We start from the raw sequence: 15,659 nt of genomic DNA, 5'->3' as shown, positions 1-15,659 counted from the left end.
CAAGAAGCTGTCATCGTCCCGGCCGTCCCGTCTTCCCCTTCGTCCTGCTCTTGCGTTTCTGGTCGCCTTCGTCCTCGTAGGAGCCGACGCCGGCCTTGGCGCGGATGATGGGGCGGGGGTCGTCGGGTTTCCCTTCCCCAACCCTCCCCACATGGGAGAGGGAGCTGGTCGTGCCTGCCGGCTTCTCCGGAATCCTGCCGGTGACCGGTTTTTCGGTGCGGCCGACTGTCATTTCGTCGAGAGTATTCTTTCTAAACAAGGAGCGCTTAGGCCCGTCGCTTGGGCTCCGGGCGTTCGTCTCTGCAATCGATTCACCGGATCGATTGCTCCGCTGCGCGGACCGCTCCTCACTCTTCCGGAACAGCGATTTGCCGGCGGGGATGGCCATGTCGGTGCCGGGGCCCATGTCGTCGAGCGAGGGCTTTTCGAAGTAGGACGAGCCCCGGCCTTCCGGCCTGCCGGTTTTCGAGCGGCCGGAGAGGGAGATGCGGGGTTCGTCGGGTTTCGCCTCCCCAACCCTCCCCACAGGGGGGAGGAAGGTCGTCGCGTTTGCGGCATCCGTCGCGTCATCCGGTGCAGGATCGCCGGCTTCGAGGGAGCCAGTGGAGGCGCTGCCCCTGGGCTTTCCGGTGCCCTTTTCCTGGGCCTGGGCTTCCTCCCGCGACAGGGGATCGTCCATGGCTGCGAGTTCGACGGCCTTGAGGCGCTTGATCTCGTCGCGCAGGCGGGCGGCCTTTTCGAAGTCGAGGTCGGCGGCGGCATCGCGCATCTGCTTTTCCAGCGCGTTGAGATGGGCCTGCAGGTTGGCGCCCACCAGATGGCCGCCATCGGCAAAGCCCTTGCCGGCGACGCCGGAGATGTCGGCGCGGACATGGTCGCGTTCGTAGACGCTGTCGAGGATGTCGGAAATCTTCGCCTTGACCGATTCCGGCGTGATGCCGTGTTCGAGATTGTAGGCCATCTGCTTTTCGCGGCGACGGGCGGTCTCGTCCATCGCCCGCTTCATCGAGCCGGTGATCTGGTCGGCATAGAGGATGACCTTGCCGTCGACGTTTCGCGCGGCGCGGCCGATGGTCTGAATGAGCGAGGTTTCCGAACGCAGGAAGCCTTCCTTGTCGGCATCGAGGATGGCGACGAAGCCGCATTCGGGAATGTCGAGACCTTCGCGCAGCAGGTTGATACCAACAAGCACGTCGAAGGCGCCGAGACGCAGGTCTCGGATGATCTCGATGCGCTCCAGCGTATCGATGTCCGAGTGCATGTAGCGGACGCGGACACCCTGTTCATGCAGGTATTCGGTGAGGTCTTCGGCCATGCGCTTGGTGAGCACGGTGACGAGGGTACGGTAGCCCTTCTGGGCCGTCTCGCGGATCTCGCCGAGCACGTCGTCGACCTGGGTCTTGGCCGAACGGACCTCGACCGGCGGGTCGATCAGGCCGGTCGGGCGGATGACCTGTTCGGCGAAGACGCCGCCGGCCTGTTCCATTTCCCAGCCGCCGGGGGTGGCGGAGACGGCAACCGTCTGCGGGCGCATCGCGTCCCATTCCTCGAAGCGCAGCGGGCGGTTGTCCATGCACGACGGCAGGCGGAAGCCGTATTCGGCCAGCGTCGCCTTGCGGCGGAAGTCGCCGCGATACATGCCGCCGATCTGCGGGATGGTGACGTGGGATTCGTCGATGAAGATCAGGGCGTTATCGGGGATATATTCGAACAGCGTCGGCGGCGGCTCGCCCGGCTTGCGGCCGGTGAGATAGCGCGAATAGTTCTCGATGCCGGCGCAGGAGCCGGTGGCCTCGAGCATTTCGACGTCATAGCGGGTGCGCTGTTCGAGGCGCTGGGCCTCCAGCAGGCGGCCGGCCTTTTCCAGCTCGGCGAGGCGCTGCTTCAGCTCGTCCTTGATCGCCTTGATCGCGCCGTTCAGCGTCGGGCGGGGGGTGACGTAGTGGGAGTTGGCGTAGATCTTCACCGACTTCATGTCGCCGGTCTTCTTGCCGGTCAGCGGGTCGAACTCGGTGATGGTCTCGATCTCGTCGCCGAACATCGAGATGCGCCAGGCGGCATCCTCAAGGTGGGCCGGGAAGATCTCGATGGTATCGCCGCGCACCCGGAAGGAACCGCGGGTGAAATTGATGTCCTGCCGCTTGTACTGCTGGGCCACGAGGTCGGCGAGAAGCTGGCGCTGGTCGAGCCGGTCGCCGACGGTCATCTGGAAGGTCATGGCGGTATAGGTTTCGACCGAGCCGATACCGTAGATGCAGGAGACCGAGGCGACGATGATGCAGTCGTCGCGCTCGAGGATGGCCCGGGTGGCGGCGTGGCGCATCCGGTCGATCTGCTCGTTGATCGACGATTCCTTCTCGATATAGGTGTCCGAGCGCGGCACATAGGCCTCGGGCTGGTAGTAGTCGTAGTAGGAGACGAAATATTCGACCGCGTTGTCGGGGAAGAAGTTCTTGAACTCCGAATAGAGCTGGGCCGCCAGCGTCTTGTTGGGTGCGAGGATCACCGCAGGCCGCTGGGTCTCCTCAATCACCTTGGCCATGGTGAAGGTCTTGCCCGAGCCGGTGACGCCGAGCAGAACCTGGGAACGCTCGCCGTCCTTGATGCCGGAGACGAGGTCGCGAATGGCCGTCGGCTGGTCGCCGGCCGGCGCGTAGTCAGAGACCATGCGGATGGCGATTCCGCCTTCCGACTTTTCCGGGCGCGCGGGACGGTGAGGCGTCCAGATCTCGCCGTGCTTGAACAGCGGATTGCCGCTTTCGATCAGCTTTGCCAGCGCATCGACGGTGGCCGTGACGCCGCCCTTGGCCAAAGCGCCTGCCTCTTCCAGCGAAACGTCGAGGCCCGCAACCGGATTGAGGCCGGCGGCGGCGCGGGTCTTCGGATCGGAGGAGGCGCCGATGGAGACGCCGCGGGAGGTTTTCGTCGCGGTGGTGTTCCTGGCGGTCTTCTGGGTTTTCTCCAGCGCCACTTTCTCGGCGTGCTTGCGCGCCTCGATCTCGATCTTCTTGCGGTGCTTGCCCGCCTTGGAGGCAATCTCGCGCTGGCTTTCCACGGTCGAGGCTTCCGCCTCGGCCTCGAGCTGCTTTACCCAGTCGGAAACGCTGCCGGAAAGCGGAGCGCCCTCGAACGACGCCTGCGGCGCCTCTTCAAAACCGGAAGGGGACGGGGAATTCTTCGGTGATCTGGCCATGCCGCGAATATGGAGAATCCGTTCCCCAAAGGAAAGGGGGCGCGGCCGAAAAACCGGAACAAAAAAGCAACGGCCAGTCGGGTAACTGACACGACGCTGGCAGGAGGAAGCCGGCGGTAAAACCCTCGGGCAGCGGGAAGACCGATCCTATCGAACACTCACGCGACGGCCTTGCGGGCGGCGGTCTGTTCGCGGTGGCCGGCAATCCAGCCGAGCAGGCTTTCCACGGGCATCGGCCGGGCAAAGTGATAGCCCTGGGCGATGCGGCAGCCGAGCATGCCGAGGATCGCGGCGTCCTCCTCCGTCTCGACGCCCTCGATGACGATGTCGAGCGACAGGGCAGAGCCAAGGCCGACAAGGGCGGCGATGAGATCCTGATTGGCGCGGGAGCCGGCAACGCCCCTGGCGAAGCTGCGGTCGATCTTGAGCCGGTCGATCTTCAGGCTGATGAGATAGGCGAGGGAGGAATGGCCCATGCCGAAATCATCGACCGCAAGCTTGTATCCGGCCGTTTCCAGCCGCTTCAGCTGCTCGCCGGCTCCCTCGGTGTCGAGGATCGCCTCTTCGGTGATCTCGATTTCCAGACGGGCCGGGTTGATGCCATGCTGGCATGTGACCAGTTCCAGCATATCGGCGACCGAATAGAGGGCGAATTCACGCGGCGAAATGTTGAGGGCAACGGTGGCGTCCGGCAATCCCAGTCCCGGAAGGCGGTTGAGCATGCGGCATACGGCGGCGGCGATATGGCCTGTCAGCTTCTCGGCCAAGTGCATGGACTGGGCCGCGGAGATGATCTCCGGCGGAGAAATGAAGCCGATATGGGGGTGATACCAGCGCACCAATGCCTCGAAGCCCGAGATTTCGTTGCTGTCCAGCCGCACCTGAGGCTGGAACCAGACCTCGATCTGACCGGAAAGAATGGCCTGTTCGAGATCCTGCTCGATCAGCCGCAGCCGGTCGGCCTGCTCCTTCAAGCCGGGATCGAATTCCTGAAGTTGGCGGCGGCCCTTGGCCTTGGCCTCGTAGACAGCCATGTCGGCGCAGGCGAGAAGTTCCTCAGCGCTCTGCGCATGGGTGGGAAAGGCGGCCAGTCCCATGCTGAGCCCGACGACAGATTGCGCACCGCCATAGGCGATCGGCGCACCGCTCGCCTCGATCAGCCGACCGGCATGGGCGAGGGCCCGATCGCATGCGTCGGGGCCTGTGGTGACGACCGCGAATTCGTCGCCGCCGAGGCGGGCGATCAGTCCGTCGTTCCCGACTATCTCGCTGAGGCGGCGACCGACCTCGCGCAGCACCGCATCGCCGGCGCTATGGCCCAGCGTGTCGTTGATGGACTTGAAACGGTCGAGATCAACGATCAGCAGCGCGACCTCGCCTCCCTTTACCGAGGCTTCGGCGATATCGCCGAGCAGCCGGCCGTTGAAATACATGCGATTGGCGAGACCCGTCGTGGTGTCGCGATTTGCAAGCGTCTCAAGACGGGCGTTCTGCTGCAGGATCTCGTCATTGGCGATGGCGAGCGATTGGGCCAGTTCCGTCGCTTCGAGCTTGCTCACAATATTGCTGATGAAGACGGCCTCGGCCGACCGGCTGGAGCGGATCATCACCAGCATCATTCCGAGGACGTTGATGGTCATGAGGGCGGAAAAGATGCCGCCAATGTTGAGCAGGGCCAGGAGAATCGAGAGGTGAATCGGAAGCGAGAAGGTGAGTGCCACACGGGTGTCGCCAATGCCGCGCAGAATCGAGCCGGCGGAAATGCCGATCATCACGAGAATGAGCAATCCGCCGATATTGGAGAGATCGAAACCCGGAACGCAGTAGGGAAGGGCCGCCCAGGCAAGACCCGAAAGAAACGCTCCCCCGACGAGCACCCGCAGGGCATACTCGGGCCGGGTCTCGATCCAGTGAAAGCGCAGGAGCCTACGGCACGCAACGAGACGGAGGGCCAGCGTACCGAGCAGGACGGCGAACCAGAGGGATACGGAGAGCGAGGCACCGTGGGCAATAAAGGCAAGGACAGCTGTCGAGGCCGAGATCAGGGCATTAAAGGAGAGGGTGGCCGGCAGTCCTTCAACAAGGTGTGTTGCCTGAGCCTTGCGGATCTCCGGCAGAAACTTCGCAGCAATCGGCTTGGCGTTCTGGGTCAATGCGGCAATCCGGTTGAAAAATGAAAATGAGCAAAAAAGTCGTTGAATATCAGAACCGGCCATGATCCTGACACGATTCCGATAAGATTCATTTAACGGCCGCCCACCCCATTTTTGGGGTAATCGATTGATCGCAAAGGGACCTTTTTTGTACGCTACCGAATTTTAGGGTAGGTACGAACAACGCTCGCGATCACCGAGACTGGACGTGCTGTCATATTGCTGCATGTCTCATGCAAACCGTCGCGCCTTCGATTCTCCCACGAACGCGACAGTCAAACCAACCGCATCTTCTGCAGGGTCACTCCATGTCATTCGTCAATCCGGCCGCCGTCTGGCCAATCGTGCTGCTGTCTCTCTCCAACGTCTTCATGACCTTCGCCTGGTACGGACACCTCAAGTTCCGCAGCTCGGCGCTGATTGGCGCCATCCTCATCAGCTGGGGGATCGCCTTCTTCGAATATTGCCTGGCGGTTCCGGCAAACCGGATCGGCGCGCAGGTCTATTCGGCCGCGCAGTTGAAGACCATTCAGGAAGTCATCACACTGCTGGTCTTTTCCGGATTTTCGGTCTTCTGGCTGAAGGAATCGCTCACCATCAACCACTTTTTCGGCTTTGCGCTGATTGCGGTCGGTGCAGCCCTGATTTTCCGCGCCTGAGCTATGATGCTGCGGGCTCCGCGCTTCGTCCGATTCCGGGTCAGGCCGGCGGAACGGGTGTCGGTTTTCCTTCGCCATCGAGCGCGACCATTACGAAGGTCGCCTCGGTGACCTTTTCAAGCGTGTGCGTGAGATAGCGCTGCGCCCAGGCCTCGACGGAAAGCGTCATGGACGTGCGTCCGACCTTCGTCACGTCGGTATAGATGCACAGGGTGTCGCCAATCTTGACCGGTAGCGCGAAGGCCATTTCCCGGACTGCGGCAGTGACCACGCGGCCGTGCGCGCGCTCGGCGGCACGGATGCCCGAGGCAAGGTCCATCTGCGCCATGACCCAGCCGCCGAAAATATCCCCGGCCGCATTGGCGTCCGCCGGCATGGCAAGGGTTCGCAAGGTCAATTCGCCGGTGGGCCTGGCTTCGCCGCTCATCTTTCGCTTTCCTGTCTTGCATATGGTCCGGCGGCGAGGGACGCCCGGCGGAATCGTCGTAGATACAGGCTAGGAGATATGCTGGCGCCATACAATGGAAGAGCGACCGCTCGCCGCGACTATGATTTATTGCCTACAAATATTCACATATTCCAATTTACAGATTTCGTAATTTGACGATGAAACGATCTCCGATACATTTTCGGGGGACGTTTCAATGAGAAATTTCGGTATTTCCATCAGACTCTATTTGCTTGTGGCGCTGGCGCTTGGCGTGCTCGTCGCGACGCTGACATTCAGCCTTTTCCGCTCTTACGAGACGCTGGCGGCGGAGCGGCGCGCGGGACTTGCATCGATCGACCAGACGGCTCTGGCCGTGTTTGCAAAGTATCACAAGATGGAGGAGGCCGGCACACTTAGCCGCGACGAAGCCCAGGCCAAGGCCAAGGAGGTGATCGGCGCGATGCGCTACGGCAAGGATGGCTATCTGTGGATCAACGACACGGATGCCAGAATGGTCCTGCATCCGATCAAGCCCGAACTGAACGGCAAGGACCTGTCCTCGATGCAGGATCCGAACGGCAAGCGCATCTTTGTCGAGTTCGCCCGCATCGTGAAGGAAAAGGGCGAGGGTTATGTCGATTACTACTGGCCGAAACCCGGTGCCGAGGCGCCGGTCGAGAAATTCTCGCATGTCGTCGGCTTCGCTCCCTGGGGCTGGATCGTCGGAACGGGCGTCTATGCGGACGATCTGCAGGCGATGTTCTACAAGAACGCCATGTGGTTCGGCGCCATTATCCTGGCAAGCGTCGTCATCGTCGTCGCAAGCGCCTATGCCGTGGTGCGCAGCGTCGTGAAGCCGGTAAACCGCCTGAAGGCGGCCATGGCCGACATCGCCGAGGAACGGGTGGACACGGAGATCGTCGATGCCGGCCGCAGGGACGAGATCGGCGGCATGGCAGACACCCTGCTGGTGCTTCGCGAATCCGTTCGGGAGCGTATTCAGTTGCGCGAACGGGAAGCAGAACAGCAGGCTCACCTGGATTCCGAACGCCAGAACAACGAAAACGTGCTGCGCAGCGCCTCGGACCGGCAGAACCTCGCGATCGGCGAAATCGGCACGGCTCTCGAACGCCTAGCGGAAGGCGACCTGACGGTGCAGGTCGGCAATATCGGAGCTGACTACGAAAAGCTGCGGCAGGACTTCAACCGGGCGGTCTCGGCGCTGAACGGCGTCATCTCCGCCATCAACCACACCAGCGACATCGTCAGCGAGAACGCGGGCGGTATCAGCGAGGCAACCAACAACCTGTCGCGCCGGACCGAGCAGCAGGCAGCCGCGCTGGAGGAGACCGCCGCCGCGCTCGACGAAATCACGGCAACCGTCCGGACCGCATCCGAACGCGCCGCAGAGGCGCGCGACAAGGTGAGCGAAACCAAGCTCAGCGCCAACCGCTCCGGCGAGATCGTGCGCAATGCCGTCGATGCCATGGGGCGGATCGAGGCTTCGTCCAACCGGATCAACCAGATCATCTCGGTGATCGACGAAATCGCCTTCCAGACCAACCTCCTGGCGCTCAACGCCGGGGTCGAGGCGGCCCGGGCCGGAGAAGCCGGCCGCGGCTTTGCGGTCGTCGCCCAGGAAGTGCGGGAGCTTGCCCAGCGTTCCGCCAATGCGGCGAAGGAGATCAAGACGCTGATCCACGACTCGGCGGCCGAGGTCGGGAACGGTGTTACGCTGGTCCGCTCCACCGGGGAAGCACTGGTCGAGATCGAGAAACTGGTCAACGAGGTCAACGACCACGTCGCTTCGATCGCGACCGCGGCACGTGAACAGGCGACAGGGCTGCAGGAGATCAACACGTCCGTCAACCATATGGACCAGATGACGCAGCAGAACGCCGCCATGGTCGAGGAGACCTCGGCGGCCGGCCAGACGCTGGCGGAGGAAAGCCGGCATCTGCGCGAACTGCTGTCACGGTTGCGGGTGGGTGCGGAAGGAACAGGACGGCGTCACGCAGCCTGACACGCCTGACCGATATCGACCGCCGGCGGGAGGCCCTGCCGGCGGTTTTCGTTTTTCCGGAACATCAGTTCCTCCGGCAGGTCGAGGCAAGCTTCGCCAGCGCCGCAGAGGAGCCGGAGAGCGTGAAGGTCCGCGTCCCGAACGCGGGTTCGCGCGGGGCGAGCGTGATCGAAGAACCGCTCTTCACCATGGCGAGAACCGGGCCGTCCTGCGGCAAGGGGAGAAAAAGGGTGCCGTCCATGGCCTGGTAGACGAAGGTTTCCTCGCGTTTCCCGGCGTCGCTGGAAATGACGACCGGTCCGCTCCATTCGGGATTGCCGCCAGGCGGATCACCCCGGCCGCCGTCGTCATAGCTCAGCGCCAGCATGCCCGGCTCGCCGCATTGCAGATAGAGCATCGCCTCCCGGTCGCCGTCCGTCACGGGGGCGCAGACGTGGGCGGTCATCGCCCTGCCGCCCTCGACGTCCCAGACCTCCGCCTTCCATCTTTCGCACTCGGCGGACAGGGCGGGCAGGGCAGTGAACACGAGCAGGCCAAGAGCTGCGACGAGACGCGGAGCCGGCATGGAAGATCCCCCTTATGCGCAAGGATTGACATGCACCGGATCTAGGCACGGGACTGCGGGCTGCACAAGCGCCAAAACCGACCGGAATGCCGCAGCGGCTTCGAGACGCCGAAGCGCCATTTCCCGAATCGGTTCCGGCAATCGTGCCGAAAGCCGGTCGCCATTGACTAAAATCCAAACGAAACATTAACGGCTCGCGTCTATTCTCTGTGCATGCCGGTTTCAGGCTCAAGCAGACGGATTTTGGTATGGCGTCTTCCTTTCTGCAACGTTCCGCGTTGGTCCTCCTGCCGGCCGCGGCCATTGCCTCGTGCACCGGCGACCGCGTCATGCCGCCCCAGGACATTGCGGCCAATCCCACGCGATCCGCCACGAGCGACCGGCAACTCGAAGGCCGCGTCCAGGACGTCGATGCCGGCAGGCAACTGCTCGGTCCCGCCGGATCGCCGGTGGCTTACGCGGCGGAACCGGTGCGCGGCAACCAAGGCAGCGCGGCGATAGACTATCTCGATACGCCCAATCTCGCAGGCCTGGACAGTGGCGCGACAGCCGAAACGGAGATGACGTCGAGCGAGGGGATGGCATTGCCGCCAGCCGAGCCGGGCGCGGAAGCGCTTTCGTCACCGGCGGGAGGCGCTTACGACATTCCCGCCGAGGGCATCAACATCGACGCCGAACTCGGCGTGGCCCCGTCCGCCGAGCCAAGGGAACCGGTCGCACCGCAGATCCTCGTGCCGCAGGGGCCGATGGCGATTGCCGAAGGCACGACCGCCCAGCCGGTGGTCGACGGGATCGGGACGGAAAATCCCGTTATCCTGCCGCCTGACGGCCAGGAGATTACCGGCGGCGGTCTTTGACGCCGCAGGCGCTGCGACCTCAGACGACGACGCCCGTGCGATTGGTGGACATGGTCAGCTTGCGCTCGGCGCGTTCCTGCTGGGGGGAACGGTTGTAGAGTTCGCGATAACACTTGGAGAAGTGCGAGGCGGATACGAAGCCGCAGGCGACCGCCACCTCGACGACCGGCATGGACGACTGGACCAGCAGATGGCGGGCCCGGTCGAGACGGATCTCGAGATAGTAGCGGGCGGGGGAGCGCCCCATCTCCTGGCGGAACAGGCGCTCGATCTGACGGCGCGACAGGCCGGCATCATCGGCGATCTCCAGAAGGGAGAGCGGCTCCGACAGATTGTTTTCCATGAGCTCGATGATCGACAGGACCTTGGAGTTCTGTACGCCGAGGCGGGCGCGCAGCGGCAGGCGCTGGCGGTCATGGGCGCTGCGCACGCGGTCGGTCAGGTGCTGCTCGCAGACGCGGTTGACGAGACCCTCGCCGAAATCCTGGCCGATCAGGTTCAGCATCATGTCCAGCGAGGCCGTGCCGCCGGCGCAGGTGTAGAGATTGCCGTCGACTTCATAGAGATCGGCATAGACCTCCGCCTGCGGGAAGGTTTCGGAGAAACCGGGAAGGTTCTCCCAGTGGATGGCGCAGCGTTTGCCGTTGAGCAGCCCCGCCTGCGCCAGCACATGGGCGCCGGTACAGAGGCTGCCGACGGCGCAACCGCGGTTATAGGCTTCCCGCAGCCAGGCGTTCACCGACTTGTTGTGGAATTCCTCGACATAGATGCCGGAACAGACGATCGCCATGCTCGGGCGGTTTTCGCCGGAGAGGAAGCGCCGTTCGTCGGCCAGCGAGGAATTGACCTCCATGGCGATGCCGCTCGACGAATAGACCTTCTGCCCGTCGACCGAGGCAAGGCGCCATTCATAGGCGGAATAACCGAGCATGCGGTTGGCGATGCGCAGCGTTTCAATCGCACCTGCGAAAGGCAGAAGCGTGAAATGCGGTACCAGAAAAAAGACGAGCGAGCGCTTCTTGGTCTGCTTGTTCATGTCGATGCCCATTGTTCCCACGTTTTTCCCATTCCTTGCGTGGAACGGCGCTTTCCGGTTGCCGATATGCGACATCATAGTGACGAAAAGCGGCGGTTTTTCCGACGGGACATCGGAAACGCGACATTTTTTCAAAGTTCGGCCCGGGCGGAAGGAGATTTCCGCCCGGGCCGGGAAATTTCGTCAGATGACTGAAAATTCATCGGGAATTCGACTGCGATCGCAGGGATCAAAGCAAAACCTTCACCCGTATCCGTCATTGGCGGCATGTCCGGGGCAACGGGCCTGTCGCAAATGTGACTAACGGGATCGCGGACGCGCCGTGTCGCCGGCAGGCCAGCCGAGGTCTTTCCTGAGATCGAAAGGCATCGCCTCGAGGGCGCGATCCTCCTCGCGTCGCCGGTGCCATTCGCGCCAGGCGGCAATCACGGAAACGAGACCTGCCGAAATCCCGGCCGCTGCCCATGACCGGCGCGAGCGCCGGGAAAACCGTGCCTCATCCATTACCATAGTCATAGCATTCTCCTTTTCGTGTGCGCCTCATCCGGCCCATTCGTTTTGCACCTTAATGCGTCATCAATCCAACGAATGTTTTTCAACGGTATCATCATGAATATTGATGATACGAACTCTGCTACACGTCGCTTGCCCGTTTCTTCCGCGGCGGCCAGCCGACATCGCGCTGAAGACGGCGGGGAAGCTGCTCCATCTCGCGTGCGAGCTTCGCACGCTGTCTTCCCTGCAAAAGGGAAACCACCAATGATTGTGCTCCGGTGGCATTAATCAGGCGCGTAATGATGGCTATCAGCATATCGACATCTCCTCGCTACCAACCCTTGCTGGTAAATATGGGGGCGAGTTGACTATCAATCAAATGAAATGATATGGTCTTCATATTCAATTATATTGAGGATTGCGCGATGACCCTGACAATTCGCCAACCCCTGCCGCTGCTGGATAACGACATCCTGCGCACATTCGTGGCGATTGCGGAGACGGGCAGTTTCACCACGGCCGCAGACAGGGTGTTTCGCACCCCGTCGGCCGTTTCGATGCAGATCAAGAAACTGGAAGAGCAGTTGAACGCGACGCTCTTCCTGCGCGATGCACGGTCGGTGACGCTGACGGAAAGCGGCGAGACGCTATTGCCCTATGCCCGACGGATGCTCGCCCTCTCGAACGAGGCGGTCGGCCGTTTCCGCATGCCGGAGATGAAGGGGGTCGTCCGTCTCGGCGCTCCCGACGACATCGGCGAACGCTTCATGCCGACGATCCTGCGCCGTTTCGCCGAAGTCTACCCGGCGATCATGGTCGATCTGACGGTGGACACGTCCTCCCAACTGCGCCGCCGCCTGCAGGAGCAGAGGCTCGACCTGACGCTTATCAATTGCGCTCCGGGCATCGTCAGCCATGAAGGCGAGGTGATCCATACCGAGCAACTCGTGTGGGCGGGAGCCAAGTGCGGCACCGCGCATCTGCGCGATCCGCTGCCGGTGTCGATCTGGGAGGACGGGTGCTGCTGGCGCGCGGACGCGCTGGCGCGGCTGGAAAAGGAAAAGCGCCAGTATCGCATCGCCTACCTCTCGGCCCACACGATGGCGCAGCGCGCCGCGGTCATCGCCGATCTCGCCGTGGCGCCCCTGCCGCGGAGCTATCTGACCGACGACATGGTGGCACTCGGCAGCAAGCACGGCCTGCCCGATCTCGGCTCCTTCGAAGTCCGGCTGCTGACCGGAGCGGAGACGAGCGACACCATAGGCGCCGTCGCCGACAGCGTGCGTTTCGCCTTTTCGGAAATGATCGGATTGGCGGCCTAAATCGCCCTCAATCCGGATTTCCTTGCGCCGCGCCCTTCTGATCCGAGACCGGACCACCTGTTACGCCGCGCAGCCCAATCTTGACTTTTTTGGGGCGTTACACGCGATGCGGTCGCCGAAAGATGCAAGGGAATCGATCTATCGTATTGATTTGCAAAACATATTATATCTCTTTCCATCCACTCGATACCTGTTCAACAATCGAGGGGAGCAATTGTTTAGTGCAACGAGAGCATATTAAGAATTGATTCATTGTCGCTGTCGCTGACTTGAGAATCAAAAATGGTATTTCCAAAAAATCTGCTCCCCTCCGCCATCATGTACAGATCCGGTTTTATTCTCGCCTTTTCCGTGCTCGGGGCCATGGTCCCGGTGATGCACGGCGAGGCGCAGGCAAGTTGCAGTTTTTCCGGTACATTCAGCCTCACGCGCTGCGATGCGGGGTTCATCAGCGGATATGCCGGGGCGGGGACTTCTTCGCTCACAGTCAGTGACGAAACAACGGTCGGCGTCGAACTGGCACCGTCCAGCGCTTCCGTGACGCCGACGGAGCAGACGCTCACCATCACCGGCAACACCACGATCTACAATCCGAGCTACAGCGCGGTTTATTCGCAAACCCATGCGCCGGACCACACGCTTAATGTCTATCTCGGCGAGGGCGTGTCCATCACATCGGCCGGCGGCTTCGGTGCGGTCTGGCTGCGAAACGACGTGTCCGGCGACATTTCGATCGTGAACGATGCAACGGTTACCGCGAACGTCGTGGGTCCGGGCATCACGGTCACGACAAACCAGGGGAGCGTCTCGATCGTCAACAACGGCCATGTCACGTCGGCGACGGAGCGGGGACTTTACGGGGACGGGGGCTACAACGACAGCGATGCGTCGCCAGCGCTGGTGTCCATCGTCAACAACGGGGTGGTGGATGCCTATACCGCCGGCATACGCAGCATCAATTATCACGGCCTTTCGACCATAACGAATACCGGGACGGTGACATCCGCCACGCGACAGGGACTTGTCGCATGGTCTGCCTCGGGCGACGTGTCGCTTTACAATTCCGGCAGCGTCACGGCCAGGGACGATATCGCCCTGCAGGCCTGGAGCACCGACGGCGACGTGACGATCGTGAACAGCGGCTGGGCGGGCGCCTATGACGACACGTCGATCACCGACGCCGGTGCCGGGCATTTCGGCATACAGGCCTATGCCGAAAACTCCGGCGACATTTCGATCACCAATACCGGTACGATCGATGCTCCCGACGACACGGCCGTGACGGCCGAGGCCGATCTTGGCGATATCTCCATCGTCAACAGCGGCAAGATCACCGGTGAAAGCGGTATCGATGCGGTGACCGGCGACGGACAGATCTCCATTGAGAACAGCGGCACGGTTACAGCTCTCGAAGGCGACGGCGTTACCCTGCGCGGGGCGCGCCTCACCAACACCGGCACGATTTTGGCGTCGAACTACGGCGTTTACCTCGACGGGTCCGGCAACAGCATCACATCGTCCGGAACGATCAGGGGCGAGCAGGCCTCGGTCTTCTACGGCAGCGGCGGCAATACGCTGAATATCTTGCCTGGCTCCGTTTTCGAAGGCGTTGTCGACTATAACGCCACTACGGGCAACACCACGACCTTCGGAGCGGGCAGCTACCGTATTCCAGCCGCCAACTATCTGTCGGCGGCCAACACGATCACCCTCAACAATTCCTCACAGGTCCTGGTGCTCAGCAATGCGGATACGACCGGGACCATCAACGTGGTGAGCGCCACGCCGGTCGCCAATATCGCGAGCCAATATACCGATTCCGTCTCCGACGTGATCGGCAGCATTCTGGCGCTCGACCTGCAGCGCCCGGACGAGATTCCCGGCGGCGCCCCGGGAACCGAGCCGCTTGCCTACGGCGAGACGAAGCAGGCCACGCCGGCTCAGCAGGCCATCGCCCGGATCAGCGACGGCGTGGCCCTCGACCGGTCCGGCAACCTCTTCTGGGCCCGCGTCTTCGGTGGCGGGCGGCATCAACCCGGCACCTCCGATAACTTCGAGAGCGATATCTATCACTACGGCTTGATCGCCGGTGTGGACAGGCAGTTCGACAATGCGCGCCTCGGTCTTTTTGCCGGCGCGGGCGCGGTCAATGCCGACCTCAGCGACAACAGCAACTCGCTCGACGGCCAGACTGGATTTGTCGGGATTTATGGGGCCGCTCCCGTCAACGGCTTCCTGCTCAACGCATCGCTGACCATTGGCGCCATCGACAACGATACGCGCCGCTCGGTCAACGCTGGCAGCGAATGGGCGGAAGGCGACTTCTGGGGATGGTACGTTTCGCCGGAATTTTCCGTAAGCAGGAGTTATGACATAGCTCCGGAGTGGTCGCTTACACCCAGCGCAAGGCTGCGCTATGTCGGCGCCTTCTACGAGGACTATACGGAAAGCGGCTCGTCGCAGAACATCAGCTACGATTCCCGCGACACCCATTCGCTCGAAGGCCGTCTGCAGATGGACCTTACACGCAAGACAATGCTGGAATCCGGCCGGACCGCCGCATTCACCTTCACCGGCGCGGTTATCGACACGCAGAATATGGGCGATGACGGTTACTCCGCTACCCTGGACGGTTCGGAATTCACCTTGAGCGACTCTGCCCAACGCAACGTCGTCGGTTTCCGACTGGGCGCCTCGTTCGACGTTCAGATCAAGGAAGCGATGAGTATCTACGGGGGGATCGAGGGCACGGTCTATACCGACGAGTCGGTGGGTTATACCGGGCGCCTCGGTTTGAAATCGGTGTTCTGACCCGAAGGTTGTCGGTCGATCCCTTCCGACAGCCTCAGACCGCTGACAAACTCTTCACGGACTGTGTCTTGTGCTCCGACGGCGCTTCGCCCACTGCCGTCCTCCCGGCCTTGAG

At 62.3% G+C, this 15,659-nt stretch carries 12 protein-coding genes; 5 read left to right on the top strand and 7 right to left on the bottom strand.

What is annotated here, in order from left to right; genetic code table 11:
- Positions 1–10 precede the first annotated feature (10 nt).
- Together uvrB and ACLBKR_RS08705 are read right to left on the bottom strand one after the other, a co-directional pair.
- On the bottom strand, positions 11–3,193 hold the full coding sequence (gene uvrB / locus ACLBKR_RS08710; RefSeq protein ID WP_414901424.1) for an excinuclease ABC subunit UvrB: 3,183 nt from the start codon (positions 3,191–3,193) through the stop codon (positions 11–13).
- Positions 3,194–3,351: 158 nt separating this feature from the next.
- A complete protein-coding gene (locus ACLBKR_RS08705; protein ID WP_414901422.1) occupies positions 3,352–5,346 on the bottom strand; it encodes a putative bifunctional diguanylate cyclase/phosphodiesterase in 1,995 nt (664 codons plus the stop codon).
- Positions 5,347–5,654: 308 nt separating this feature from the next.
- Between ACLBKR_RS08705 and ACLBKR_RS08700 the strand changes: the two genes are divergently transcribed.
- Positions 5,655–6,005, top strand: coding sequence for a DMT family protein (locus tag ACLBKR_RS08700; RefSeq protein ID WP_113341064.1), 351 nt, complete (start codon positions 5,655–5,657; stop codon positions 6,003–6,005).
- 40 nt (positions 6,006–6,045) lie between these two features.
- Here the strand turns inward: ACLBKR_RS08700 and ACLBKR_RS08695 are convergent, their stop codons facing one another.
- The gene (locus ACLBKR_RS08695; RefSeq protein ID WP_112831392.1) at positions 6,046–6,432 is read right to left on the bottom strand and encodes an acyl-CoA thioesterase; all 387 of its coding nucleotides are present in this window, start codon (positions 6,430–6,432) and stop codon (positions 6,046–6,048) included.
- 217 nt (positions 6,433–6,649) lie between these two features.
- Between ACLBKR_RS08695 and ACLBKR_RS08690 the strand changes: the two genes are divergently transcribed.
- Entirely contained in the window at positions 6,650–8,458 is a 1,809-nt protein-coding gene (locus ACLBKR_RS08690) for a methyl-accepting chemotaxis protein (protein WP_113443750.1), read from the top strand.
- Positions 8,459–8,522: 64 nt separating this feature from the next.
- Here ACLBKR_RS08690 and ACLBKR_RS08685 read toward each other — a convergent pair whose 3' ends face one another.
- Positions 8,523–9,023 carry a hypothetical protein gene (locus ACLBKR_RS08685; RefSeq protein WP_414901419.1) on the bottom strand — a complete coding sequence of 167 codons (501 nt, stop codon included), beginning with the start codon at positions 9,021–9,023 and terminating at the stop codon, positions 8,523–8,525.
- A gap of 248 nt (positions 9,024–9,271) precedes the next feature.
- Here ACLBKR_RS08685 and ACLBKR_RS08680 point away from each other — a divergent pair, with 248 nt between their 5' ends.
- Positions 9,272–9,880, top strand: a complete 609-nt coding sequence (locus ACLBKR_RS08680) for a hypothetical protein (RefSeq protein ID WP_414901417.1) — start codon at positions 9,272–9,274, stop codon at positions 9,878–9,880.
- 19 nt (positions 9,881–9,899) lie between these two features.
- Here ACLBKR_RS08680 and ACLBKR_RS08675 read toward each other — a convergent pair whose 3' ends face one another.
- The 3 genes from ACLBKR_RS08675 to ACLBKR_RS08665 all read right to left on the bottom strand — a co-directional run bounded on the left by ACLBKR_RS08675 (position 9,900) and on the right by ACLBKR_RS08665 (position 11,727).
- Positions 9,900–10,916 carry a GlxA family transcriptional regulator gene (locus ACLBKR_RS08675; RefSeq protein ID WP_414901415.1) on the bottom strand — a complete coding sequence of 339 codons (1,017 nt, stop codon included), beginning with the start codon at positions 10,914–10,916 and terminating at the stop codon, positions 9,900–9,902.
- Positions 10,917–11,216: 300 nt separating this feature from the next.
- The gene (locus tag ACLBKR_RS08670) at positions 11,217–11,432 is read right to left on the bottom strand and encodes a hypothetical protein (protein ID WP_414901413.1); all 216 of its coding nucleotides are present in this window, start codon (positions 11,430–11,432) and stop codon (positions 11,217–11,219) included.
- A gap of 118 nt (positions 11,433–11,550) precedes the next feature.
- On the bottom strand, positions 11,551–11,727 hold the full coding sequence (locus tag ACLBKR_RS08665; RefSeq protein ID WP_162758827.1) for a hypothetical protein: 177 nt from the start codon (positions 11,725–11,727) through the stop codon (positions 11,551–11,553).
- A 109-nt stretch (positions 11,728–11,836) separates the two neighbouring features.
- Here ACLBKR_RS08665 and ACLBKR_RS08660 point away from each other — a divergent pair, with 109 nt between their 5' ends.
- Together ACLBKR_RS08660 and ACLBKR_RS08655 are read left to right on the top strand one after the other, a co-directional pair.
- The gene (locus ACLBKR_RS08660; RefSeq protein ID WP_113425852.1) at positions 11,837–12,733 is read left to right on the top strand and encodes a LysR family transcriptional regulator; all 897 of its coding nucleotides are present in this window, start codon (positions 11,837–11,839) and stop codon (positions 12,731–12,733) included.
- A gap of 282 nt (positions 12,734–13,015) precedes the next feature.
- Positions 13,016–15,544 carry an autotransporter domain-containing protein gene (locus ACLBKR_RS08655; RefSeq protein WP_414901410.1) on the top strand — a complete coding sequence of 843 codons (2,529 nt, stop codon included), beginning with the start codon at positions 13,016–13,018 and terminating at the stop codon, positions 15,542–15,544.
- Positions 15,545–15,659 lie beyond the last annotated feature (115 nt).

The sequence above is a fragment of the Paenirhizobium cremeum genome, assembly GCF_047553425.1.
In the GTDB taxonomy this organism is placed as follows: Bacteria; Pseudomonadota; Alphaproteobacteria; order Rhizobiales; family Rhizobiaceae; genus Allorhizobium; species Allorhizobium cremeum.
This window is presented reverse-complemented; position numbering and strand designations above follow the sequence as displayed.